The organism is Streptomyces sp. NRRL F-525 (assembly GCF_000716605.1).
GTDB lineage: Bacteria > Actinomycetota > Actinomycetes > Streptomycetales > Streptomycetaceae > Streptomyces.
Genome location: NZ_JNXE01000027.1, coordinates 31,871 through 55,079 on the forward strand (window position 1 = coordinate 31,871; position 23,209 = coordinate 55,079).

Below are 23,209 nucleotides of genomic sequence, written 5' to 3' on the forward strand. Positions count from 1 at the left end.
CAACTCCCGCGCGGGACAAGCAGGTTAAGCCGGGTAATTCAGGCAAGTCGGGTGAGGCGGACGGGTCAGGAGTTGTACGCGCTCTGCGCCCGCTCCAGGCCCTCGCTCACCAGGCACTCCACGGAGTCCGTCGCGCGGTCCACCAGGAAGTCCAGTTCCTTGCGCTCCGTCGAGGAGAAGTCCTTCAGGACGAAGTCGGCGACCTGCATACGGCCCGGCGGGCGTCCGATGCCGAACCGCACCCGGTGGTAGTCCGGGCCCATCGCCTTCGTCATCGACTTCAGGCCGTTGTGTCCGTTGTCGCCGCCGCCGAGCTTGAGGCGGAGGGTGCCGTAGTCGATGTCGAGTTCGTCGTGGATGGCGACGACGTTCGCGAGCGGCACCTTGTAGAAGTCGCGCAGCGCGTTGACCGGGCCGCCCGAGAGGTTCATGAACGACGTCGGCTTGACGAGGACGACCCGGCGGCTGGCCGGACCCGGCGCTCCGATCCGGCCCTCCAGGACCTGCGCCTGTGCCTTGCCGGCCCGCTTGAACTTGCCGCCGATCCGATCGGCCAGCAGGTCGGCCACCATGAAGCCCACGTTGTGCCGGTTGTTGGCGTACTCGGGGCCGGGGTTGCCGAGTCCCACGATCAGCCAGGGGGCATTGGCGTCGGTCGTCACGTCCATGTCTCCATCGCTGTGCTTGTCGGGGGACACCCCCCGGACCCCCGGGCAGCCAGCCGCTGCTCCCGGTGGGAACAGCGGCTGACGAAACGGTGAGCGGTGAGGATCAGGCCTCGGTGCTCTCGGCCTCGGCGTCGGCGGACGCCTCCTCGGCCTGGGCGGCCAGGACCTGGAGGACGACCGCGTCCTCGTCGATCGCCAGCGTGGTGCCCTTGGGCAGCGGGATGTCCTTGGCGGCGATGGAGGCACCGGCCTCCAGGCCCGCGATGGACACGGTGACCGACTCGGGGATGTGCGTGGCCTCGGCCTCGACGGTGATCGTGCTCAGCACGTGCTCCAGCAGGAAGGAGCCCGGGGCCAGCTCGCCCTCGGTGTGGACGTAGACCTCGACGGTGACCTTCTCGCCGCTCTTCACGGTGAGCAGGTCGACGTGCTCGAGGAAGCCCTTGATGGCGTCACGCTGGACGGCCTTCGGGATGGCGAGCTGGGTCTTGCCCTCGATGTCCAGGGTGAGCAGGACGTTCGGGGTACGCAGGGCGAGCTGCAGCTCGTGGCCCGGCAGGGTGATGTGCAGCGGGTCGACACCGTGGCCGTAGACCACGGCGGGGACCTTCTTGTCACGGCGGATACGGCGGGCGGCACCCTTGCCGAACTCGGTGCGGGTCTCGGCGGCGAGCTTGACGTCGGCCATGGTCACTCCTCGTAGAACAGTCGGGGAAGGCGGTCACCCGGCCGAACATCGGCCTGCTACGAAGAGCGCGTCGATAACGGACCGCCGTAACCGAAAACCGGTACGGCCTCCCTCGCCGAGCAACTGTGGCAGCTTACTCGGCGGGAAGGCCGTACCGGAAATCGATCTACGGATCGGTCTGTGAGGGGTTGTCTCAGTGTTCGTCGAAGAGGCTTGTCACTGAACCGTCCTCGAAGACCTCGCGGACCGCGCTCGCGATGGTCGGGGCGATCGACAGGACCGTGATCTTGTCGAGGTCGGCGCCGACCTCGCCCGGGGTGGGGAGGGTGTCGGTGAGGACGAACTCGCTGACGCGGGAGTTCTTCAGGCGGTCGGCGGCGGGGCCGGAGAGCACGCCGTGGGTGGCCGTCACGATGACGTCCTCCGCGCCGTGCGCGAACAGGGCGTCCGCCGCGGCGCAGATCGTGCCGCCGGTGTCGATCATGTCGTCGACCAGGACGCAGACGCGGCCCTTGACCTCGCCGACGACCTCGTGGACGGTCACCTGGTTCGCCACGTCCTTGTCGCGCCGCTTGTGCACGATCGCGAGGGGCGCGCCCAGACGGTCGCACCAGCGGTCGGCGACGCGCACGCGGCCGGCGTCCGGGGAGACGACGGTCAGCTTGCTGCGGTCGACCTTGCTGCCCACATAGTCCGCGAGGAGCGGGAGGGCGAACAGATGATCCACGGGCCCGTCGAAGAAGCCCTGGATCTGGTCGGTGTGCAGGTCGACGGTGAGGATGCGGTGCGCACCCGCCGTCTTCATCAGGTCCGCGACCAGCCGGGCCGAGATGGGCTCGCGGCCGCGGTGCTTCTTGTCCTGGCGGGCGTAGCCGTAGAAGGGGACGATCACGGTGATGGAGCGGGCCGACGCGCGCTTGAGGGCGTCGATCATGATGAGCTGCTCCATGATCCACTGGTTGATCGGAGCCGTGTGGCTCTGGATCACGAAACAGTCCGCACCGCGCACCGACTCCTCGAAGCGGACGTAGATCTCGCCGTTCGCGAAGTCGAAGGCCTTCGTCGGGACGACCCCGACACCCAGCTGCTGGGCGACCTCCTTGGCAAGCTCGGGGTGGGCGCGGCCGGAGAAGAACATCATCTTCTTCTCGCCGGTCGTCTTGATCCCGGTCACAGCACTGTCTCCTCAGAGGTCATTCAACTGGGTGTGCGTTTATCACGGTACGCCGTGTTCGACGCGCCCGTTTCCGGTCAGTTCTCGCTCTCGCCCTGGCGGGAAGCGGTTTCCGCGGCCTTCGCCGCCGCGCTGCCCGGACGCTTGCGGGCCACCCATCCCTCGATATTCCGCTGCTGGCCACGGGCCACGGCCAGCGAACCGGGCGGTACGTCCTTCGTGATCACGGAGCCGGCGGCGGTGTAGCTGCCGTCCCCGACCGTGACGGGTGCCACAAACATATTGTCCGAACCCGTCCGGCAATGCGATCCCACGGTGGTGTGGTGTTTGTCCTTGCCGTCGTAGTTCACGAAGACGCTGGCGGCACCGATGTTGGTGTACTCACCGATCGTCGCGTCCCCGACATAGGAGAGGTGCGGGACCTTCGTGCCCTCGCCGATCGTCGCGTTCTTCGTCTCGACGTACGTGCCGATCTTGCCCTTCGCGCCCAGGCGGGTGCCGGGACGGAGGTAGGCGAACGGGCCGACGGACGCCTGCGGGCCGATGTGCGAGCTGACGGCGACGGTGTTGTCGACGCGGGCGCCGGCCTCGACGGTGGTGTCCGTCAGGCGGGTGTTGGGGCCGACCTCGGCGCCCTCGCCGAGGTGGGTGGCGCCGTGCAGCTGGGTGCCGGGGTGGACGATCGCGTCCTGGCCGAAGGTGACGGCGACGTCGATCCAGGTGGTGGCCGGGTCGATGACGGTGACGCCGGCGAGCATGGCCTCGGTGAGCAGGCGGTCGTTCAGGATGCGGCGGGCCTCGGAGAGCTGGACGCGGTTGTTGATGCCGGCGATCTCGCGGTGGTCGGCCGCGACGGAGGCGCCGACGCGGTGTCCGGCCTCGCGCAGGATGCCGAGGACGTCGGTGAGGTACTCCTCGCCCTGGCTGTTGTCGGTGCGCACCTTGCCGAGCGCGTCGGCGAGCAGCTGACCGTCGAAGGCGAAGACCCCGGAGTTGATCTCGCGGATCGCGCGCTGCGAGTCGGAGGCGTCCTTGTGCTCGACGATCGCGGTCACCGCGCCGGAGGCGCCGTCGCGGACGATGCGGCCGTAGCCGGTGGCGTCGGGGACCTCGGCGGTCAGGACCGTCACCGCGTTGCCGTCGGTGGTGTGGTTGGCGGCGAGGGTGCGGAGGGTCTCGCCGCGGAGGAGGGGGGTGTCGCCGCAGACGACGACCACGGTGCCGTCGACGGTGCCGAGTTCTTCGAGCGCCATGCGTACGGCGTGACCCGTGCCGTTCTGCTCGGCCTGGACCGCGGTCCGTACGCCGGGGTCGGTCTCACCGAGGTGGGCGGTCACCTGCTCGCGGGCGTGGCCCACGACGACGACCAGGTTCTCCGGCTCCAACTCGCGGGCGGCGGCCAGCACATGACCGACCAGGGTCCGGCCGCAGAGCTCGTGCAGGACCTTCGGTGTGGCCGACTTCATACGGGTGCCCTCACCCGCTGCGAGGACGACGACGGCTGCCGGGCGAATGGCGCTCACGGGTTTGCCCTTCGGCTTCGGAATGCTGGGGGGTGGACATTCGCAGGATACCGGGGCGTTTCATGGGGGACATGAGAGTGGGCCCTGACTGTGCTGTCAGGGCCCTAACAGGGGTGCTGGGGGAGGGAGTTGCTCAGGTGCCGATCAGATGTCGATCAGTCGCGATCGGTTTTTGCTCCCCCGCCAGGACTCGAACCCGGACAAATGGCACCAAAAGCCACGGTGCTGCCAATTACACCACGGGGGATCAAACTCGTGAGAACCGGACATTTAGCCTGGTCGCCGAGTGGGCACAGAACACTATGCCGTACGTGATGCCCTCCGTGCGACGGGACTTGTCGAGGGTGATCGGTTTCGTGGCTGTTCGATTACGCGCCGTGGTGTGGGCAGGTCGCGAAAACTCGCCGGAAAAGCGGGCCTGAACGCCCGTAGGCTGGAGGCATGACCACGACGGGGGAAGACCATGCCGCGGCCCGGGGAGGGCCGGGGTGGTGGACCAGGTGGCGCAGTGCGGTGCTGGACACGGGGCTCGCGGTGGGGTCCGCCGCGGAGTGCGGGGCGGAGGGGGTCCGGTTCGCGCACGACGCGGGGATCCCGGCCGCGGTGGGGGTCGTCTTCGGGGTGCTGGCCGGGTCGGCGCTGATCGTCCGGCGGAAGTGGCCCATCGCGGTCGTGCTGGTGTCCATCGCCATCACCCCGGCCCAGATGGGTTACCTGATGGGCATCGTGGGGCTGTACACCCTGGCTGCCTCCGAGTTGCCGCGCCGGATCATCGGATCGCTCGCCGGGATGTCCTTCCTCGGGATGCTGATCGTCATGTTCGTGCGGGTACGGCAGGACATGCAGCGGGGGACGTGGGAACTGGGGGACTGGTTCGTTCCGTTCGCCTCCATCACCACGGCGGTCGGGATGACCGCGCCGCCCGTGCTGCTCGGGCTGTACGTGGGTGCGAGGCGGCGGTTGATGGAGAGTCTCCGGGAGCGCGCTGACAGCCTGGAGCGGGAGCTTCAGCTCCTGGCGGAACGTGCCGAGGAGCGTGCCGAGTGGGCGCGGGGTGAGGAGCGGACCCGGATCGCGCGGGAGATGCACGACGTCGTCGCGCATCGGGTGAGTCTGATGGTCGTGCATGCGGCGGCGCTGCAGGCCGTTGCCCGGAAGGATCCCGAGAAGGCCGTCAAGAACGCGGCGCTCGTGGGGGACATGGGGCGGCAGGCTCTCACCGAACTGCGGGAGATGCTCGGGGTGTTGAGGAGCGGTGACAGCCGGGACGCGCGCGAGCGGGCGGCCGTGCCGCTGGTCGCGGTGGGGGTTGCCGCGGCGGCTGCGGCTGCGGCTTCTCGGGCCGTGGAGGACGAGGGTGCGGGGGACGGGCCCTGTCTGTCGGACGTGGACGAGTTGCTCGGGCAGTCGGCGGCGGCCGGGATGGCCGTGGATCTCTCGGTGGAGGGGGAGACGCGGTCGTACGCGGCGGAGATCGAGCAGACCGCGTACCGGGTGGTGCAGGAGGCGTTGACGAACGTCCACAAGCACGCGGCGGGGGCGAAGACGCATGTGCGGCTCGCGCACCGGGTGTCGGAGATCGCGATGCAGGTCGAGAACGAGCCGCCGCCGGAGTTGGCGTCTGCGTCGGCTGCGCGGTTGCCCTCTGGGGGGAACGGGCTGGTGGGGATGCGGGAGCGGGTGCTCGCGCTGGGCGGGGTGTTTGTTTCGGGGCCTACGGATGCGGGTGGGTTTCGGGTGTCGGCGGTTATTCCGGCGGCTTGAGTTGTCGGGTGCGGGTCCGGTGGGGGCTGGTCGCGCCCACGCGGCGGTAGCCGCAAATGTCACAGCCCCGCGCCCCTAGGTTGTGAGGGGTGCGGCTTCGTGGGTGGGTGCCGGTGCGTCGTGGTTTGCCCGCGGTTCGTTTGGGGTCGGCGCCGCGCCGGGGGGTCTCCGTCCTCGGATCGGCGCGGCAAGGTTCCTCAAGAGTGCGGCGGTGTGAGCGCCGACCGCTGCGGGCGGACACCCCCCGACACGACGCCTTACCGCCGTACGCGGCTTGCCGGCCGCTTGGCTCAGGTCAGCCCGCCGTCAGGCGTACCGGCTCTATGCCTGAGATCAGGGACGCCAGGGCCTGGTCGATGTCGGGGCCGAGGTACCAGTCGCCGGTGTGGTCCAGGGCGTAGACGCGGCCCTCGGAGTCGATGGCCAGGAGGGACTGGGTGTCCGGTTCCTCGCCCAGGGGGCTGACGTCGGTGTCCAGGGCTCGGCCCAGGTCGCCGAGGGTGCGGGCCATGTGGAGGCCGTGCAGGGGGTCCAGGTGGAGTGCGACGGGGGAGATCTGGCGGCCGGGGCCGGAGGGTGTGATGCGCAGGCCGCCGAACTCGGCCCAGGCCTCCACCGCCGCCGGGAACACGGCGTGCTGGTGGCCCGCGGGCGAGGTGTGGTCGCGCAGGGTGTCCGCCCAGATCTCGGCCTGCTTTATGTCCCAGCGGCCGGGCTGCCAGCCGGCGTCGCGCAGGGCTGCGTCCACGGGTACGGAGAAGCGCGTGGAGTAGTGGCGGTCGCGGTCGGCTTGCATCTGCCTTCGATCGTCGGCGTCAGGGACGGTGGAGCTGTAGAGCTGTAGAGCTGTAGGGCTGTGGTGCCGGTGGTGCGGTGGTGGTGAAGGTCTTTGGTGTTTACGGGGGTGGGGTCAGCCCGTTTCCGTCGTGGGGTCGACGACTCTTACGCCGAAGTGGGCGCTGAGGGCTGTGCAGGCCTGGCAGGGGGGCGCGAAGCTGCCGTGCAGGGGGTCGCCGTCCTCGCGGATGCGGCGGGCGGTGAGCTTGGCCTGTTTGAGGGTTTTGCGGGCCTCGCCGTTGGTCATCGGCTTGCGGGCGGCGCGCTTGCTGCGGGCCTCGTCGGCGGCGGTGATGTGGCGGGAGATCAGGATCGCCTCGGCGCAGCGGCCGGTGAAGCGGTCGCGCTGGGCGCTGGTGAGGGTGTCCAGGAAGTCCTGCACCAGCGGGTGCAGCGCGGGTGGCTGGTCGCCGCGGGCCGCGGTGCCGGTGAGGGTGGTGGCGCCGCGCACGGAGAGGGCGGCGGCGACGGTCGGGAGTATGCCGTCACGGCGGTGGCTGAGGGTCGGTGCCTGCCGTCTCTCGGTGGCGCTCCAGCCGACCCTGGGGTCGCCGGAAGGCCCGGTCTGCGCCCCGGTGTGCGGTCCCGTCTGCGTCGCGTTCATGATCGTCATCCCCTCCCGAGCATCCCCCGGCGGGTCACAGAGTGCCAAATGCCGTGGCTGGTGCGGTAGCTGGGGCGGTGCGACACGCCAGGGCTTCGGCGGGCTGTCACGACGGGGTGACGGCAGGTCACGGAAGTGAGGGTTCGGTGACGGGTGCGGTGCGTTCGGTGAGGAGTGCGGTGAGCGGGTGCGGCCGACCGCTGCCGGTGACCGGTGTCGCCGTACCGCATAGGCTGTCCGCACCGCGATCCACGCGGTCGACGCGTGGAGACACGCGGGGAGACGGTCGAACGCAGACGTCAAGAAGAACAAGAAGAAGACGAGACAGTCGATACGGGGCGTAGTGGGGCGAGTTGGATATTCGGCCTGCTGTGAATCGTACTGAATGCCGCAGGGGGCAACCGCCATGACGACAGGTCGGCTCGGGCAGCGAGCCGCGCCACCGAACGCGGCCTACGCCGGGCAGGTCGTGCACTTCCCGGACCCGGTCCGGGCGGCCCGTCACCCGCGAGGGGTGCGGATGGACGAGCACGGCTATCCCGACTTCTCGCCGTACGCGCGCGCCGCGGCCGAGATCGCGGAGCCCCCGGAGGGCTTCGGCGTCGACGAACTGCGCCTCACGGACTACGTGTCGGCGAACGCGGCCCTCGCCGCGACCGGTCATGAGCTGTGGGACACCGTGCCCGCGGTGGCCACCCCGCACGGCTGGACCTGGCACCACGTGGTCGGCACCCGGCGCCTCGAACTCGTCCCCGTCGACGTGAAGGCGCTGCTGCGCCACCACGGCGGGATCGCCACGGCCGCCGTCGACCACGCCAAGCGCGGCACCCGCCCGCTCCAGGAGACCCGCCCCGCGCACTTCGGCCTGCCGAAGTCGACGGTCGCGGTGACCGAGGCGCAGGTGCAGGGCGTCGAGGAGGACCTCGGCTACCGGCTCCCGGGCGCCTACCGCTCGTTCCTCAAGGCGGCCGGGGGCTCCGCGCCCGTCGGCACCGCCCTGGACGCCGAGTTGGGGCTGCTGATCGACCAGCCGTTCTTCACGGTCCGCGACGAGGCCGCCGTCAACGACCTCGTGTACGTCAACAAATGCCTGCGCGACCATCTCACCAAGGACTACCTGGCCGTCGGCTTCGTCCAGGGCGGCCTGCTCGCGGTGAAGGTGAAGGGGCAGGCGATCGGTTCGGTCTGGTTCTGCGCCTACGACGACGCCCGCGACGTCGACCCGTCCCAGGCTCCGGCCGACCGCGTCGAGCGGTTGTTGCTGCGTGCCGGTGACGACTTCGACCAGTTCCTCGCCCGACTCGCGGGAAATCCCCCGGAGTTGGAGACGGTGGCGAATCTGATGGTGGACGGCGGGTTCGCCCAGTCCGTTCCGGTGTCGTCCGCGGCGCCTGCGGTGGGGGAGTGAGCTGGACGATGGTGACCTTCGCGCAGGCGCAGGAGCGCGCCGAGGAGTGGATCAACGGCGATGTGCCGTCGTACCAGCATCGCGAGGTGCGGGTGCGGGAGTTCGACCTCGGCTTCGTGATCTGGGCCGAGGACCGCGCCGACGGACCGCGTTCGGACGGCGGCGCGCAGCGGATGGTGCTCGCCCGCGACAGCGGCGAGGCCACGCTGTGGCCCTCGCTGCCGGTGGGTGAGGTCGTCCGCCGCTACGAGGAGGAGTACGGCCGCGCCGACGAGGTCGCCGACGCCGTACCGGCGGCTCCGGCCGCCCGGGTGGACCTCAACCAGACCTCGTTCCTGTTGAGTCCGCCGGAGTGGCTGCAGGAGGCGGCGGACAAGCTGGGGATTCCGGATCGGCGGGCGGAGGCGGGTTCTGCTTCGACTCCCGCTGCGGGGGCGGGTGTTGGGGCGGGGCGTGCGCTTCCGGAGACTCAGGCCGGGGTGCCGGCCGCTTCGGCGTGGCCGGACGCCGGTGGGTCCGGGGTGCCGGACGACGCGCCCGCCGTGCCTGCCGGGGCGACTCCCTGGGCGGGGACCGACACCAACGCGGATGCCGGCGAGGACCGTTCGGTACCGCTGCCCGCGACCGTCTTCGCGCCGCCGCTGAGCGAGCCCGAGGACAACACCCCGTCCGACGCCAAGACCGCGCTGATCTCCGGGGGGAGTCAACTCCCGCGCACGGCAACGTCTCCGGCGCTGGACGACTCCCGCTCCGGCTCCGGCTCTGATTCCAACTCCGGTGGTGGGGTGGGGAGTTCGCAGGGGCCCGGTGGTGCGCCGCAGGGCAACACGCCTCCGTCGTACGGGTATCCGCAGGGTGCGCCCCAGCCGGCTCCGCCTTCGTACGGCTACCCGCAAGGGGCCGGTAACGTGCCTCAGCCGCCTGGTGGGCCCGGGGTGCCGGGGCGGGCGCTCGCGCCCAACGCCGGGGACATCGCCGACGCCGCGACCAGCAAGGCGGCGCCTCCGCCGCGCCGGGGCGGTGGGTCGACCACGCCTCCTCCGCCGGGGGCGCCCGGGACGCCGGGGGCACGGACGGGCGGTGCGCCTGCGTCGCCTCCGCCGCCGTCCTCTCCGCCGCCGCCCGGTGGGTATGTGGCGACGCAGATGGTTTCGGGGCTCGGTCCGGAGGGCCCGGGTGCGCCGCAGCCGCCCGGTGTGCCCGGTGCTCCGGGCACGCCCGGGGGTACGCCTCCGGGTGGGGTGCACCATGCCGCGACCATGCTTGCCGATCCGGGGCAGGGTGGGCCTGGGGTTCCGGGGGCGCCCAAGCCGCCCGGTGCTCCTGGTTCTCCCGGCGTGCCTCAGCCGCCGAACGCCCCCGGCAACCCCGGTTCGCAGGGCGGTGCTCACGGTGCCGTGCATCACGCGCAGACCATGCTCGCCGGGCCTCCGGCGGGTGGGCCCGGGGTGCCTCCGCCGCCGCAATTCCCGGGCGCGCCCGGTGCGTTGGGGGCACCCGGTATGCCGCCGGGGGCTCCGCCGCAGCAGCCGATGCCGCCGGGCGCGATGCCTCCCGGTGCGATGCCGCCGGGTGCCATGCCGCCTCCGGGGCAGCCCATGCCCGGTCAGGGCATGCCTCCGATGCCCGCGCCGGGGCAGCCGTTCCCCGGGCAGCAGCAGCCCGCGTACGGCTATCCGCAGCAGGGGCAGCCGACCGTAGGACCCGGCTACCAGGCCGTGTTGCGGTACCGCGCGCCCGACGGGTCCGAGCAGCAGCTGATCCGGCGGTCCGCGCCGGGGACGCCGCACCCGGAGTGGCAGATCTTCCACGAGCTGCGCGGCATGAACATCCCGCCGGACCAAGTACTCGAACTGCACACGGAGTTGGAGTCCTGCGAACTGCCGGGCGCGTACTGCGCGCGGATGATCCGCGAACAGTGGCCGCAGGCCCGCATCGCGAGCATCGCGCCGTACGGCACGGATCACGCGAGCCGGCAGCAGGGGATGCGCGAACTCCTCGCCCACCAGGGCGAGTTGCACCAGGTCGCCGACGGACCGGCCCGACTCGCCCCGGTGCGGGCGCCGTTGCCGCCGGTGCAGCCGACGCCGCCGATCCCGCCGGAGGCGATCGCGCAGGAATTGGCGGGCGCGTTCGGGCCGGGCGTGTTCCGGTTCGAGCAGGCGGCGGTGTCCCGGCAGGGCGTACCGCCGGTCGTCGCGCACACGCTGGTCGCGGCGGGGCTGCCGATGGACATGGGCCCGTTCTTCTGGGCACAGGCCCAACCCGGGCGCCCCGTACCGACGTTGGCCGAACTCGCGCAGGAGCGCGGGGTGCGGCCGTCCGCCGACGCGGGCTCGTACCTCGTCATGGGCAGCGACTTCGGCCGCGCGATCTGCGTCCAGTACGGCACGGCGAACATCGTCGCGGTGCCGGTGGAGGCGGGGCCGGGCGGTGCGCCCGTACCGCCGCAGTTCGTGAACACGGGGCTGCCCGAGTTCGCGCGCTGTCTGGCGCTGCTTGGGCGGATGTGGCGACTGCGGTACGGGCTGAACCAGGAGCAGGCGGGCCGCTGGACCGTCGACTTCCAGGCGCAGCTCGCTTCGCTGGATCCGGCGGCGCTGGGGTCGCCGGAGAGCTGGTGGTCGGTGTTGCTGGAGCAGATGTGGGACGGGTTGTTGTAGTCGTCGGTTTCTGAAGGAAAGGGCCGGACCCGGGTGTGTGATCGGGTCCGGCCCTTTTGTGTTGCCTGATGCCCGTGACCTGTCTGCGGAGTGTCGCGTTATGAACACTTACGCCCGATCCATCAAGATATGCGGCAAATCATCATGTCGTGTCCGTCGGATGGAGAGGGGTTCCAGGATGAGCAGCGCAACGGTGTCACCACGTGGCTTCGTGGCCGTACGGGGGCGCGGCTACCGCCCCGACCAGGTCGACGCGTACGCGGCGGCGATCTCGCAGTACCGGGACGTGGCGTGGGAGCGGGCCGCGCGGCTGACCGTGCTCGCCAAGGACATGGAGGCGGAGGCCGAGCGGATGCGGGGTGCCGTTTCCCGGCTGGCTCCGCAGACGTACGAGGCGCTGGGGGAGCGGGCTCAGCGGCTGTTCCAGTTGGGGGTGGAGGAGGCCGCGGCTCTACGGGAGTCCGCGCGGCGTGCGGCGGAGGACGAGGTCGCTCAGGCCGAGGCGCGCGCCTCGGGTGTGCTTCAGGCTGCGCGGGAGTACGCCGACGCGCTGCGTGCGGAGGTGGAGGAACGGGCTCGGCAGCGGCTCCTCGCTGCTCGTGCCGAGGCCGACGACATTCGGATCGGGGCTCGGCGGGAGGTGAAGGAGGGGCGTACCGAGGCGCTTTCCGCGTTGCGTGAGGTGCGGCAGCGTACCGCCGGGATGTTGGGGGAGCAGGCCAAGGAGCACGAGGAGCGGTGGGCGGTGGCTGAGCGGGAGGCGTCGTCTCGGGTGGCTGCTCTGGATGCGGAGTACGCCGAGCGGGTCGCTCTTGCGGAGGCTGCGTTGGGGGAGGCTCAACAGGCTTTCGCCGAGGCGGAGTTGTCGGATCGGCGGCGGCAGGAGGAGGCGGCCTCGCGGGCGGCCGAGGTGGTGGCGGAGGCTCGGGTGCGGGCGGAGCGGGTTGCTCGGGATACGGAGCGGGTGCTGCGCGAGCATGGGGAGACGTGGGATGACGTGCAGGCGCATATGGATCATGTGCGGAGTAGTTTGACGGCGCTTACTGGGCGGGCTGCGGCGGAGTGATGTGAACTGGGGCGCGGTTGTGGTTGTGTGCGGGCCCGGTGGGGGCTGGTCGCGCCCACGCGGCGGTAGCCGCAAATTGAACACAGCCCCGCGCCCCTAGGTAGGTCGGGGTTGGTCGGCGGTTTAAGTCACGGGTGATCCGCGCAGCACGGTGTCGGGTTGGGGACCTCGAAGGGGGCCAGGGTGTTGCCTGCCGCCGGGACCAGGGCCAGGACCAGGTGGCCCTCGCGCCACTCGGGGCGTACGTGGTCCTGGGTGAGGATCGAGGTGGTGGGGTCCGGGGTCGTCAACGGGGCGCCTACGACGGCCAGTTGGTCGATCGCCGTTGACTCCAGCAGGTCGGCCACGGTGACTGTTCCGGTCAGGCGGTCTACGCCGTCGTAGAGCACCGCCCGGCCGGACCGGCGGGCGGTGTGTTCGGCCGCGGCCAGGGCGGCCGCCTCGGCGGGGCCGTGTCTGCGGTCGTCCAGGGCCGCGCTCATCTCCGTCCCCGTGAGCCGGCGCCAGATCTCCTCCGCCGACTCGTCTCCCTCCGGCAGGGCGAACGAAACCGCCGTCCCTCTCCTCGTGTCCGTCCGGATCAGGTGGGTGCAGGCGACCGTCCCGGGCGGAAGGCCGAGCGTGGTCGCCAGGTCGCGGATCAGGTGGTCCGCCTCGCGGAGCGTGGTCGTGCCGGCGTCCACCCCGATGACGGGGTGGACGCCGGACGGGTCGTAGGGGGTGGTCATGCGGGGAGGACCCACATCGGGTTGGAGTAGAACCAGAGGTCCTTCCACGGGTCGGCGTCACCGAGGACGTCCATCGCCGGGCCTACGGGGTCTACGGACGGGCCGTTGATGCCTACGGCGGTGCGGTTGCCGTCGGTGCCGCGGAGGCGGACGTAGACCGGCTTGTCGAGGCGGCCGAGGGAGTACGTGAGGCGGACGGTGCCGTTGGCCTTGTCGACCTCGAAGGACTTGACGACCTTTGTCTTCGGGGTGGCGAAGGTGTCCTTGTCCGCGACCGGGCCGGTGACATCGCCCTGGATGACGTCGACTCGGGCCAACTTGGGCTGGAACTGGGCCCAGTTGGGGCCGTTCGCGAGGCTGATTTTGATGGTCAGGTCCACCTGCGCGCCTCGGCGGACGTGGAGCGCGCCGCCGAGGGTGACCTCGCGGCCGCCGTAGGACAGACGGGCGTCGAGGCCGCTGATCAGGCCGCCGTGGTCGACCCAGACGCGGCCCGCGCGGATGCCGTCCATGACCGCCTTGTACGAGAAGGAGGCCGCGCCTACGTGCGTGCGGGAGTACTGGCCGGGCCAGAAGTCCGTGTCGGTGAGGCTGATGCCGGTGCCGTAAACCGGGTCCTCGTAGCGGCCGTTGGCGTTGAAGTCGCCGCCCGGGCCGCGTACCGCCGTGTCCGCGTAGACGTTGTGGGAGTCGGAGTTGGCGGTGATCCACCACGGCTTGCCCTCGGCGAGGAGGCTGTCCCAGAGGCCGCCGACCGTCGAGGTCATCCAGTCGAAGCCGCCCCAGGTGCGGTAACTCTCCAGCGGGTAACCGGGGAACGAGTCCGCGCTCGGGCTGCCGTCGTAGATGCCGCGGCCGCCGCCGGGGCCGTTCGGCTTGGGGATGCCGCCCGCCTGGTGGCCGGGGGCGCCCTCCATGCCGACCGCGATCGAGGGCTGCGCGTCGCGCCAGCCGCGGATCTCGTGCGGGGAGTCGATGCCCTTGCGCGCCGGGTGGTTGGCGAGGAACAGGGCGTCCTTGACCTTGCGGCGGCGGACCTGGTCGGCGAGGAAGTTGACGCCGGCGATGGCGAGGGCCTCGTTGGCGGGCGAGTTGCCGCTCGCGTTCTTCACGCTGCCGTCGAAGGAGTTCTCGAACTCCTTGAGTACGGCTACCTCGTTGGAGCCGGGGTGCACGAACACCGTGCCGTGCTCGGCGCCCGGGATGTTCCACTCCAGGCCCTGGAAGACGAGGGTGTCGTCGGTCTGGTCACGGGCGTCGACGATGTCCGGATTGACCTTCTCCACGCCGATCTTGGCGTGCGCGACGCTGCCGTGGTCGGTGATGACCATCCAGTCCAGGCCGTGCGCGTTCGCCTGGCGTACGTGGTCGATGACCCGGTACTTGGCGTCGCTGCTGTACTGGGTGTGGATGTGGTGGTCGCCGGCCAGCCACAAGTAGCCACCGCCGCGCGACTTCTGCGACGCCTGCTGGGTCGCCTGCTGCACCGACGCGGCTGCCTCCCCCGCGCCGGCGAGCACGCTGCCCGCCGCAAGTCCCGCGCCCAGCAGGCCCGTTCGGCGCAGCATGCCTCTGCGCGAGAGCTGACTGGGCGTCAACTCGGCGTCCGGTACGGACGTGTCGAGGGCGGGCGGCAGCGACGTACCGTCGCCGTCTCCGTGGTGGTGATGGTGGTGGTGATCGTGGTCGCCGTGACTGTGGCCGTGGCTCATGCTCAACTCCCGCTGATGCAGGGGGACCTTCACGCTCGGACGTGCAGAGTCTGGAAAGGAGCGGTGAACAGCGGGAGTCGAGGCGGTGGTGTGGCAAAGAACGAGTCATGCACGGCTACAACACCGGTCATGCGGTGCTTTTGCGTCGGTCATGCGGTGTCTCTCCGGGTGTCTGGCCGCTGTCTCTCCGTACCGCGCCCGCCAGGATCCAGCCCTCCATCGCGTCGTACCGCCGCCGCTGTTCCTCCTCCTCGCGGCGGCCCGAGGCGACCGTGCCCAGCCAGCCGCAGGCGAAGCCGAGGGGGATCGTGACGAGGCCCGTCGTGGTGAACGGGAACCAGTTGAAGTCGGCGTTGGGGAAGGCGGCGGTGGGCGAGCCGGAGACCAGGTTGGTGCCCGGCATCAGGAGGAGGACCGCGAGCGTGCCGCCAACCAGCGTGCTGAGCAGGCCTGTTCGGGTGTAGCGGCGCCAGAAGAGGCTGTAGACGAGGGCGGGCGCTATCGCCGAGGCGCCCAGGCAGAAGGACAGGGTGACCAGGGGTTGCAGGCCCCGGTGCTGGATCAGCGTCGCGAGCACGATCGCCGGAACGCCCACCGCCAGCGCCGAGTAGCGGGCCAGTGTCATCTCGCGGCGCACCGGCATCTCCTGGACGCGGGTCGCGAAGACGTCGTGGGCAAGGGAGTTGGCGCAGGCGAGGATCATCCCGGCGACCGAGGCGAGCAGGGTGAGGAAGATCGCCGTGGTGACGGTGGTGAAGAGGAGGGTCTCCGTCGTCGACAGGCCCGTCCCGAACACCGCCCGTGAGCCCAGGAGATAGGCCGTGTTGCCCTGCGGGTCGGCCCGCGCGATCGCCGCCCGGCCGAGCAGTGCGGTGGCGCCGAAGCCGACGACCGTCACGATCACCACGAACAGGGCCACGCCCGACACCGCCCACGACATCGACCGCCGCACCTGCCGGGCGCTCGACGCGGTGTACATGCGCATCGTGATGTGCGGCAGACAGGCGCCGCCGATCACCACCGTCAGCTCTGAACTGATCATGTCCAGCCGGGGACTTGGGCCGCCCGCGAACTGAAGTCCCGAGTGCAGAAAGGCCGGTCCGGCGCCGCTGCGCTCCGCCGCCGTGTCGAAGAACGTGCCCAGGTCCCAGTGGAAACGGTTCAGCAGGAGTACGGCGATCACGGCTCCCGAGCCGAGCAGCATCACGATCTTCAGGATCTGGATGAGGGCGGTGCCCTTCATGCCGCCGATCGCCGCGTAGCTGATCATCAGCGCGCCCAGGCCGATGATGCAGCCGGTCTGCAGGAAGTCGCTGGAGAAGCCGAGGATGAACGCCAACAGTTGCCCCGCGCCCGCGAGTTGGACCAGCATCAGCGGCAGCAGCGCGATGATCGTCACCGCGCAGGCGACGATCCGTACGGGACGCCCCGGCATCCGGCGCGCGAGCGCGTCGCCCATCGTGAACCGGCCCGCGTTGCGCAGCGGTTCGGCCAGCAGGAACATCAGCAGCATCAGCGACAGGGCCGTGCTCAGCGCGAGCACCACCCCGTCGTAGCCGTACAGGGCGATCACCCCGCCCGTGCCCAGCACGCTCGCCGCGGAGATGTAGTCACCGGCTATGGCAAGGCCGTTGCGGAGCGGGGAGAGGGAGCCGTAGCCCGTGTAGAACTCGTCGAGGTCGTCGCGGTCGGGGCCTGTCATCACACAGAGCAGGAGGGTGATCGTCGCGACGGTGGAGAAGGCGACCAGCGACATCGTCTGCGAGGAGTCCCTGAGGCCGGTCATCGCCGTCACGGTCGTCATCGCGGTCGTTCCGGTCATCGTGCCGCCTCCCGTCTCGCGTCCAGTTCGGCCTGTCTGCGGAAGCGGTCCGCGAGGGGGTCGACGCGGCGGCGGGCCGTGCGTTCGTAGAGCGCTATCGCCAGCCAAGTGACGGGCAGTTGGGCCAGCGCGAGCAGCAGCCCGGTGGGCACGCCGTCGGTGGCGGTGCTCGTCATCAGCGCGGGCGCGAACGCGGAGAGCCCGAGGAAGAGACAGAAGTAGCCGAGCGCGGCGCTGGTCGCCACCCGGCGCTGCCGCCGGTACGCGCCGCGCAGGATGCGCAGATCGCTGTGGTTGCCGAGCGCGGGGCGACGGGGCAGGCGGCGGCGCTCGGGTGGCGGCGGGGGTGGCTGCCAGGGGTAGGTGACGGTGGGCGGGGGCGGTGCGTGGTCGTACGGGGTGTAGTTGGCGGTCTCGGGGTCGTACGGGGTGTACGGGTCGGGTGACGAATGCACATCATCCGGGCGGTGCGAATCATGCGGAGGGTACGGGTCGTAGGACATCCCGTGCTCCTTGCGTGGCTCGGGTCCGTGGCGGCGGACCGCAGGGAGTGGGCGGCGCGAGCCACGCACGTTACTCGCCGGTTGGGGGATGTGGGTGGTTTTCGCCGAACTGCGCGGTCGGTAGGCGCCGTCGTCAACACCCGCTGACCTCGGGTGTTATTCGAGTTGACTGTGTAAGCTCCGGCCGCATGTGGTGGGAGTGGGGGCTCTGCGGCGTCTTCGTGCTCGTCCTGGTGGCGATCGGGATCGGGGAGGGGCTCGTCGCGTGGCGGAAGTTCCGGCTGGCCACGCGGGGGGAGTGGATCGAGGCGGACGTGCTCCGGGTGCGGGAGGACGACGACGGGGAGGACGGCGCCCGCTTCTATCCCGTAGTGGCCTTCACCCCTCCCGGCCACGACCGGGTGGTGGCCGAATCACCTCACTACAAGACGTATCCGCCGGGGCCGGGAGCCTTTCCCGACGACAAGGTCAGGGTGGTCTACGACCCCCTCAAGCCCGAGCGGATCGAACTCCACGGCTACCGGGGCGACGGCTTGGCCAAGGCCTGCGTCACCGTGCTCCTGTTGTTCGGCTGCGCCGTGTTCGTTCTCGTCGCGCAGGTCTTCACTGCTCCTTGAGTACCGGAAACCGCCGAGGCGCCAGGAACAGCAGCACCAGGAAGGCCACCGCCGCCGCGCACCCCGCGCCGATGTACACCGCGTGCACCGCGTCCGCGATCGCGCGCCGGGTCGCCTCGGGGACCGCGCCTCCGTCGAGGCCCCGCGTGACCGAGTCCAGGTCGCTCGCGCCGCCGAGGCGGGAGGCCAGCACCCCGTTGGCGACCGCCCCGAAGACGGACGCGCCGATCGTCTGGCCGGTCTGGCGGCAGAACAGGACGGACGCGGTCGTCACGCCCCGCTCCTCCCATCCGACCGTCGACTGCACCCCTACGATCAGCGGGAGTTGGAAGAGCCCGAGGGCCGCGCCGAGCAGCAGCATCAGCACCATCGGCTGCCAGGCCGCGCCCGGATACGGCAGGAACGGGAACGCGAACAGGATCAGCGTCGCCGTCCCGATCCCGAGCATCGCCGTGTTGCGGAACCCGATCCGCCGGTACACGTGCTGGCTCAGCGCGGCCGACACCGGCCAGCTCAACGTCCAGACGGACAGCACGAATCCGGCCGCCACGGGTGCGAGCCCGAGCACCGACTGCGCGTACGTCGGCAGGAACACACTCGGCGCGACCATGAGCAACCCCAGTGCGCCCAGGGCCAAGTTGACGGCCGCGATCGTACGGCGCCGCCACACCCATCCGGGGATGATGGGCTCGGCCGCCCGGCGTTCGATCGCGACGACCACTCCGGCGAGCCCAAGTCCCGTAGCGAACAAGGCAATTGAAGGTGCTGACAGCCAGTCCCACGCGACGCCGCCCTGCACCAGCGCGGTGATCAGCACGCCTCCGCACGCGAACACGGCCAGCGCGCCCGCCCAGTCGATGCGGGGGCGGGAGGTGCGGGTGCGTTCCGGTTCGTGGAGGTGGCGGACGATCAGCCACAACGCCACTGCTCCGACAGGGAGGTTGACGAGGAAGATCCAGCGCCAGCCGGCGTACGCGGCGAGCAGCCCGCCCACGCCCGGGCCCGCGACCGCGGACACCGCCCACACCGTGGACAGCTTCGACTGGATCTTCGGGCGTTCCTTCAGCGGGTACAGGTCGGCGGCGAGTGTCTGGACCGTACCCTGCAACGCGCCACCGCCCAGGCCCTGTACGACCCGGAACGCGATCAGCGCGCCCATGTTCCAGGCCACCGCGCACAGCAGCGAACCGGCGAGGAACACCGCCGCCCCGACGATCAGCACCGGCTTGCGGCCGAAGGTGTCGGAGAGCTTGCCGTAGACGGGGAGGGTGACCGTCACGGCCAGCAGATAGCCGGAGAAGAGCCAGGAGAAGACGGAGAAGCCGCCGAGGTCTCCGACGATCTGCGGGACGGCGGTCGAGACGATGGTGGAGTCGAGGGCGGCCAGGGCCATCGCCAGCATGAGGGCGGCGACGACCGCGCGCTTGCGGCGGTCGGGAGGGGCCGGTGCGGGTTGCTCGGGAGGCGTCGGCGGTTGCCCGGGAGGTGTCTGCGTGGGCTGCTCGGCCGCCTCGGTTCGTATCTCGGTGTCGCTGTCCCTGTCCCCCTGGTCCACAGGAATCCTTTCCCCTTGCATCTATCTGCCGGGCACCAGCTTCCCACTTGACCCTCACGTTGCGGCAGGGCGGAAGCCGGCGGTGTCACTGGGTGGACCGAACCCCGAGATCGACTCCACCCGGCGGTGGAGAGCCCCTAAGGGTCTCTCCGTACTACGACCCGGGGAGGGTTCGTACCGGCGGAGGAGGAGAAGGGCGGGGAGCCGTCCTTAACCTGGCTTTATGCCGCTGGGGGGCGGCAGGCCGAACCCAGGAGGGTGGGGTTTTCCCCCGGGAAAGACTGCGCTGAGCACCAGCGCGCCGGACCCCCTCCCGCCGCCAGACTCATCGTCGTCACCAGTTGACGTAACCAGTTGAACCGCATCGACCGGGCACCGGCACGCTCTGCTGCCGACCGACTTAGGAGACATACCGTGACATCGGCTGTGACCATTCCCAGGCACGGGGGCACTGGAGGGCGTACGGCCGTTGCCGCGCGAGCGCGGCAGGTCGTCAAGGCGTACGGGGCCGGGGAGACCCGCGTCGTCGCCCTCGACCATGTCGACGTGGACATCGCCCGCGGCCAGTTCACCGCGATCATGGGCCCCTCGGGGTCCGGCAAGTCCACGCTCATGCACTGCCTCGCCGGGCTCGACACCGTGACCTCCGGGCAGATCTACCTGGACGAGACCGAGATCACCGGCCTCAAGGACAAGAAGCTCACCCAACTCCGCCGGGACCGGATCGGGTTCATCTTCCAGGCCTACAACCTGCTGCCGACGCTGAACGCGCTGGAGAACATCACCCTCCCGATGGACATAGCCGGCCGCAAGCCCGACAAGGGCTGGCTCGCGCAGGTGGTTGAGACCGTCGGACTCTCCAGCCGGCTCAAGCACCGGCCCAACCAGCTCTCCGGCGGTCAGCAGCAACGCGTCGCCGTGGCACGGGCGTTGGCGGCCCGGCCCGAGATCATCTTCGGTGACGAGCCGACCGGAAACCTCGACTCCCGTGCGGGAGCTGAGGTGTTGGGCTTCCTGCGCCGCTCCGTGGACGACCTCGGCCAGACCATCGTGATGGTCACGCACGACCCGGTGGCCGCGTCGTACGCGGACCGCGTCCTCTACCTCGCGGACGGCCGGATCGTCGACGAGATGTTCAAGCCGACCGCGGACACCGTCCTCGACCGCATGAAGGACTTCGACGCGCGGGGGCGTACGTCATGACCGTCATGAAGACCTCCAGGCGCAACTTCTTCGCGCACAAAGGGCGGATGGCGCTCTCGGCGATAGCTGTCCTGCTGTCGGTCGCCTTCGTCTGCGGCACGCTGGTGTTCACTGACACGATGAACACGACCTTCGACAAGCTCTTCGCGGCCACCGCGTCCGACGTGACGGTCATGCCGAAGGCGGCCAAGGCCGACGGCAGCACCCCGCAGAACGGACTGCCCGAGTCGCTGCCGGCCTCCACGCTGGCGCGGGTGGCGAAGGCCCAGGGCGTCAAGTCCGTTGAGGGCGGCGTCAGTTCCATGAACGTGACCGTCGTCGACAGCGCCGACAAGAACATGGGCTCGTCGACCGGAGCGCCCACCATCGCGGGCAACTGGACGAAGAACGACCTGCGTTCGATGGAGATCACCTCCGGCCACGCCCCGCGCGGCGCGACCGAGGTCATGGTCGACGCCGACACCGCCGACAAGCACCACCTGAAGATGGGCGACTCGCTGCGCACCATCTCGCAGACCGGTGACATCACCGCGCGGATCGTCGGCATCGCCACCTTCAAGGTGACCAACCCCGGTGCGGCCGTCGTCTACTTCGACACCGCCACCGCGCAGCGCGAACTCCTGGGTGCCACCGGCCGGTTCACCCAGATCGGCGTCACCGCCGCGAGCGGTGTGACGGACACTCAGCTCAAGCAGAACGTGGGACAGACCCTCGCGTCGTCGGGGACGTACAAGATCCAGACGGCCAAGGAGAACGCCGACGAGAACCGCAAGGGCGTCGGCCAGTTCATGAACGTCATCAAGTACGCCATGCTCGGCTTCGCCGGGATCGCGTTCCTGGTCGGCATCTTCCTGATCATCAACACCTTCTCGATGCTGGTCGCCCAACGGACCCGCGAAATAGGCCTGATGAGGGCGGTCGGCTCCTCCCGCGGGCAGGTCAACCGCTCGGTGCTGGTCGAGGCGACCCTGCTCGGGATCGTCGGCTCCATCCTCGGTGTCGGCGCCGGTGTCGGCATCGCCGTAGGCCTGATGAAGCTGATGAGCGCGGCGGGCATGGACCTGTCGACCCGGGACCTGACGGTGAAGTGGACGACCCCGGTGCTCGGCCTCCTCCTCGGCGTGATCGTCACCGTCCTCGCCGCCTACCTCCCGGCCCGCCGGGCCGGCAAGGTCTCCCCGATGGCCGCGCTGCGCGACGCCGGTACACCGGCCGACGGCAAGGCGGGCTGGGTACGGGGTCTGATCGGCCTGGTGCTGACGGGTGCCGGTGTCGCGGCCCTGTTCGCGGCGGCGACCGCCAAGAAGGCGACGGACGGTTCACTGGTTCTGGGTGCGGGTGTCGTGCTGTCGTTGATCGGCTTCGTGATCATCGGCCCGCTGCTCGCCAACGGGGTCGTACGGGTCATCAGTGTGGTCCTGCTGCGGGCCTTCGGTCCGGTGGGGCGCCTGGCCGAACGCAACGCGCTCCGCAACCCCAGGCGTACGGGTGCTACGGGTGCGGCCCTGATGATCGGCCTCGCGCTGGTCGCCTGCCTGTCGGTGGTCGGCTCCTCGATGGTCGCCTCGGCGACGAGCGAGCTGGACAAGTCCGTCGGCGCCGACTTCATCGTCCAGGGCAACCAGCGGATCGTGCCGCAGGCAGAGAAGGCGATGGAACAGGCGCCGGACCTCGTCCACGTCACCCGCTACAAGGACATCGACGCCACGCTCACCTCGCCCGACGGCCAGAAGGACACCGACGGCATCACCGCCGCCGACCCGTCCTACGCCCAGGACCTGCGCCGCGCCACCACGGCCGGCGACCTGTCCGCGGCCTACGGCACCAACGCGATGTCGGTCGGCTCCAAGTACGCCAAGAAGCACGGAGTGCATGTTGGTGACACCCTCTCCGTCGCCTTCAAGGGCGGCGAGACGGCGAAGCTGAAGGTCGCCGCGATCACGGACGACGACGTGGCCATCGACCAGGGCGCGCGGTACACCAGCATCGCCACGATGCAGAAGTACCTCCCGGCCAACAAGGTCCCGCCGAACGAGATCATGTTCGCCAAGGCCAAGGACGGCCAGGAGAAGCAGGCGTACGCGTCCCTGAAGAAGGCCATGGCCCCGTACCCGCAGTACCAGGTGCGCGACCAGACCGACTACAAGCAGGAACTGAAGGACCAGATCGGCCAGCTTCTGAACATGGTCTACGGCCTGCTCGCCCTCGCGATCATCGTGGCGGTCCTGGGTGTCGTGAACACGCTGGCCCTGTCGGTCGTCGAGCGGACCCGGGAGATCGGCCTGATGCGAGCGATCGGCATGTCCCGCCGCCAGCTCCGCCGGATGATCCGCATGGAGTCGGTCGTGATCGCCCTCTTCGGAGCGCTGCTTGGCCTGGGGTTGGGCATGGGCTGGGGCGCCACCGCCCAGCAGCTGCTCGCCCTGGAGGGGCTGAAGGTCCTGGAGATTCCCTGGGGCACGATCATCGCGGTGTTCGTCGGGTCGGCGTTCGTGGGCCTGTTCGCGGCCTTGATCCCGGCGTTCCGGGCGGGGCGGATGAACGTCCTCAACGCGATCGCCACGGAGTAGCCAACCGAGCCACTGTCCAACGGGGGCAGGCCCGGCGCCGAGAAGTCACGGGGGACTTCTTGGCGCCGGGTTTGTTTGTTCTTGTCGTTTGTCTGTCGTCTTTG

At 70.3% G+C, this 23,209-nt stretch carries 18 protein-coding genes and 1 tRNA gene; 7 read left to right on the forward strand and 12 right to left on the reverse strand.

The genetic code is table 11. The annotated features are described in order from the left end of the window. Positions 1-65: 65 nt before the first annotated feature. The 5 genes from pth to OO69_RS31775 all read right to left on the reverse strand — a co-directional run bounded on the left by pth (position 66) and on the right by OO69_RS31775 (position 4,300). Positions 66-668, reverse strand: coding sequence for an aminoacyl-tRNA hydrolase (gene pth, locus OO69_RS31755; RefSeq protein WP_033284303.1), 603 nt, complete (start codon positions 666-668; stop codon positions 66-68). Positions 669-771: 103 nt separating this feature from the next. Further along, entirely contained in the window at positions 772-1,356 is a 585-nt protein-coding gene (locus OO69_RS31760; protein ID WP_033284304.1) for a 50S ribosomal protein L25/general stress protein Ctc, read from the reverse strand. A 193-nt stretch (positions 1,357-1,549) separates the two neighbouring features. After that, complete coding sequence (locus OO69_RS31765) at positions 1,550-2,530, reverse strand: ribose-phosphate diphosphokinase (RefSeq protein WP_033284305.1); 981 nt, start codon at positions 2,528-2,530, stop codon at positions 1,550-1,552. Between the two features lie 77 nt (positions 2,531-2,607). After that, positions 2,608-4,053 carry a bifunctional UDP-N-acetylglucosamine diphosphorylase/glucosamine-1-phosphate N-acetyltransferase GlmU gene (glmU, locus tag OO69_RS31770; protein ID WP_078652650.1) on the reverse strand — a complete coding sequence of 482 codons (1,446 nt, stop codon included), beginning with the start codon at positions 4,051-4,053 and terminating at the stop codon, positions 2,608-2,610. 175 nt (positions 4,054-4,228) lie between these two features. Further along, positions 4,229-4,300 (reverse strand) — tRNA-Gln (locus tag OO69_RS31775). Positions 4,301-4,494: 194 nt separating this feature from the next. Between OO69_RS31775 and OO69_RS31780 the strand changes: the two genes are divergently transcribed. Beyond that, a complete protein-coding gene (locus OO69_RS31780; RefSeq protein ID WP_033284307.1) occupies positions 4,495-5,817 on the forward strand; it encodes a sensor histidine kinase in 1,323 nt (440 codons plus the stop codon). 295 nt (positions 5,818-6,112) lie between these two features. On the opposite strand, the gene OO69_RS31785 is transcribed toward OO69_RS31780, so the two are convergent. Together OO69_RS31785 and OO69_RS31790 are read right to left on the reverse strand one after the other, a co-directional pair. Continuing rightward, complete coding sequence (locus tag OO69_RS31785) at positions 6,113-6,613, reverse strand: SUKH-3 domain-containing protein (protein ID WP_033284308.1); 501 nt, start codon at positions 6,611-6,613, stop codon at positions 6,113-6,115. Between the two features lie 114 nt (positions 6,614-6,727). Continuing rightward, positions 6,728-7,267 carry a YwqJ-related putative deaminase gene (locus OO69_RS31790; protein ID WP_033284309.1) on the reverse strand — a complete coding sequence of 180 codons (540 nt, stop codon included), beginning with the start codon at positions 7,265-7,267 and terminating at the stop codon, positions 6,728-6,730. Positions 7,268-7,664: 397 nt separating this feature from the next. Here OO69_RS31790 and OO69_RS31795 point away from each other — a divergent pair, with 397 nt between their 5' ends. The 3 genes from OO69_RS31795 to OO69_RS31810 all read left to right on the forward strand — a co-directional run bounded on the left by OO69_RS31795 (position 7,665) and on the right by OO69_RS31810 (position 12,395). Next, on the forward strand, positions 7,665-8,666 hold the full coding sequence (locus tag OO69_RS31795) for an SMI1/KNR4 family protein (RefSeq protein ID WP_078652651.1): 1,002 nt from the start codon (positions 7,665-7,667) through the stop codon (positions 8,664-8,666). An 8-nt stretch (positions 8,667-8,674) separates the two neighbouring features. Then, positions 8,675-11,329, forward strand: a complete 2,655-nt coding sequence (locus OO69_RS49590; protein ID WP_051801318.1) for an SUKH-4 family immunity protein — start codon at positions 8,675-8,677, stop codon at positions 11,327-11,329. A gap of 178 nt (positions 11,330-11,507) precedes the next feature. Then, positions 11,508-12,395, forward strand: a complete 888-nt coding sequence (locus OO69_RS31810; RefSeq protein ID WP_033284312.1) for a cellulose-binding protein — start codon at positions 11,508-11,510, stop codon at positions 12,393-12,395. 128 nt (positions 12,396-12,523) lie between these two features. Here OO69_RS31810 and OO69_RS31815 read toward each other — a convergent pair whose 3' ends face one another. The 4 genes from OO69_RS31815 to OO69_RS31830 form a co-directional block, all read right to left on the reverse strand. Continuing rightward, positions 12,524-13,123 carry a hypothetical protein gene (locus OO69_RS31815; protein WP_033284313.1) on the reverse strand — a complete coding sequence of 200 codons (600 nt, stop codon included), beginning with the start codon at positions 13,121-13,123 and terminating at the stop codon, positions 12,524-12,526. Next, the gene (locus OO69_RS31820; protein WP_033284314.1) at positions 13,120-14,835 is read right to left on the reverse strand and encodes a PHP domain-containing protein; all 1,716 of its coding nucleotides are present in this window, start codon (positions 14,833-14,835) and stop codon (positions 13,120-13,122) included. The genes OO69_RS31815 and OO69_RS31820 overlap by 4 nt, the downstream gene beginning before the upstream one ends. A 127-nt stretch (positions 14,836-14,962) precedes the next feature. Continuing rightward, positions 14,963-16,657: a cation acetate symporter gene (locus OO69_RS31825; RefSeq protein ID WP_420707921.1), complete on the reverse strand. Its 1,695-nt coding sequence runs from the start codon at positions 16,655-16,657 to the stop codon at positions 14,963-14,965. Further along, complete coding sequence (locus tag OO69_RS31830) at positions 16,654-17,160, reverse strand: DUF485 domain-containing protein (protein WP_033284315.1); 507 nt, start codon at positions 17,158-17,160, stop codon at positions 16,654-16,656. Before OO69_RS31830 ends, OO69_RS31825 begins: the two co-directional genes overlap by 4 nt. Before the next feature lie 188 nt (positions 17,161-17,348). On the opposite strand from OO69_RS31830, the gene OO69_RS31835 reads away from it, so the two are divergent. Next, positions 17,349-17,777: a DUF3592 domain-containing protein gene (locus tag OO69_RS31835; protein ID WP_033284316.1), complete on the forward strand. Its 429-nt coding sequence runs from the start codon at positions 17,349-17,351 to the stop codon at positions 17,775-17,777. On the opposite strand, the gene OO69_RS31840 is transcribed toward OO69_RS31835, so the two are convergent. Beyond that, on the reverse strand, positions 17,764-19,353 hold the full coding sequence (locus OO69_RS31840; RefSeq protein ID WP_420707922.1) for an MFS transporter: 1,590 nt from the start codon (positions 19,351-19,353) through the stop codon (positions 17,764-17,766). The genes OO69_RS31835 and OO69_RS31840 overlap by 14 nt on opposite strands. A gap of 393 nt (positions 19,354-19,746) precedes the next feature. Between OO69_RS31840 and OO69_RS31845 the strand changes: the two genes are divergently transcribed. Together OO69_RS31845 and OO69_RS31850 are read left to right on the forward strand one after the other, a co-directional pair. Further along, positions 19,747-20,535, forward strand: a complete 789-nt coding sequence (locus OO69_RS31845) for an ABC transporter ATP-binding protein (RefSeq protein ID WP_033284318.1) — start codon at positions 19,747-19,749, stop codon at positions 20,533-20,535. Further along, on the forward strand, positions 20,532-23,105 hold the full coding sequence (locus OO69_RS31850) for an ABC transporter permease (RefSeq protein WP_033284319.1): 2,574 nt from the start codon (positions 20,532-20,534) through the stop codon (positions 23,103-23,105). Before OO69_RS31845 ends, OO69_RS31850 begins: the two co-directional genes overlap by 4 nt. Positions 23,106-23,209: the final 104 nt, after the last annotated feature.

Excerpts from the sequence above, each read along its gene's own strand:
- pth (WP_033284303.1), bottom strand. The coding sequence starts at position 668 with ATGGACGTGACGACCGACGCCAATGCCCCCTGGCTGATCGTGGGACTC.
- OO69_RS31760 (WP_033284304.1), bottom strand. The coding sequence starts at position 1,356 with ATGGCCGACGTCAAGCTCGCCGCCGAGACCCGCACCGAGTTCGGCAAG.
- OO69_RS31780 (WP_033284307.1), top strand. The coding sequence starts at position 4,495 with ATGACCACGACGGGGGAAGACCATGCCGCGGCCCGGGGAGGGCCGGGG.
- OO69_RS31785 (WP_033284308.1), bottom strand. The coding sequence starts at position 6,613 with ATGCAAGCCGACCGCGACCGCCACTACTCCACGCGCTTCTCCGTACCC.
- OO69_RS31790 (WP_033284309.1), bottom strand. The coding sequence starts at position 7,267 with ATGACGATCATGAACGCGACGCAGACGGGACCGCACACCGGGGCGCAG.
- OO69_RS31795 (WP_078652651.1), top strand. The coding sequence starts at position 7,665 with ATGACGACAGGTCGGCTCGGGCAGCGAGCCGCGCCACCGAACGCGGCC.
- OO69_RS49590 (WP_051801318.1), top strand. The coding sequence starts at position 8,675 with ATGGTGACCTTCGCGCAGGCGCAGGAGCGCGCCGAGGAGTGGATCAAC.
- OO69_RS31810 (WP_033284312.1), top strand. The coding sequence starts at position 11,508 with ATGAGCAGCGCAACGGTGTCACCACGTGGCTTCGTGGCCGTACGGGGG.
- OO69_RS31815 (WP_033284313.1), bottom strand. The coding sequence starts at position 13,123 with ATGACCACCCCCTACGACCCGTCCGGCGTCCACCCCGTCATCGGGGTG.
- OO69_RS31820 (WP_033284314.1), bottom strand. The coding sequence starts at position 14,835 with ATGAGCCACGGCCACAGTCACGGCGACCACGATCACCACCACCATCAC.
- OO69_RS31825 (WP_420707921.1), bottom strand. The coding sequence starts at position 16,657 with ATGACCGGAACGACCGCGATGACGACCGTGACGGCGATGACCGGCCTC.
- OO69_RS31830 (WP_033284315.1), bottom strand. The coding sequence starts at position 17,160 with ATGTCCTACGACCCGTACCCTCCGCATGATTCGCACCGCCCGGATGAT.
- OO69_RS31835 (WP_033284316.1), top strand. The coding sequence starts at position 17,349 with ATGTGGTGGGAGTGGGGGCTCTGCGGCGTCTTCGTGCTCGTCCTGGTG.
- OO69_RS31840 (WP_420707922.1), bottom strand. The coding sequence starts at position 19,353 with ATGCAAGGGGAAAGGATTCCTGTGGACCAGGGGGACAGGGACAGCGAC.
- OO69_RS31850 (WP_033284319.1), top strand. The coding sequence starts at position 20,532 with ATGACCGTCATGAAGACCTCCAGGCGCAACTTCTTCGCGCACAAAGGG.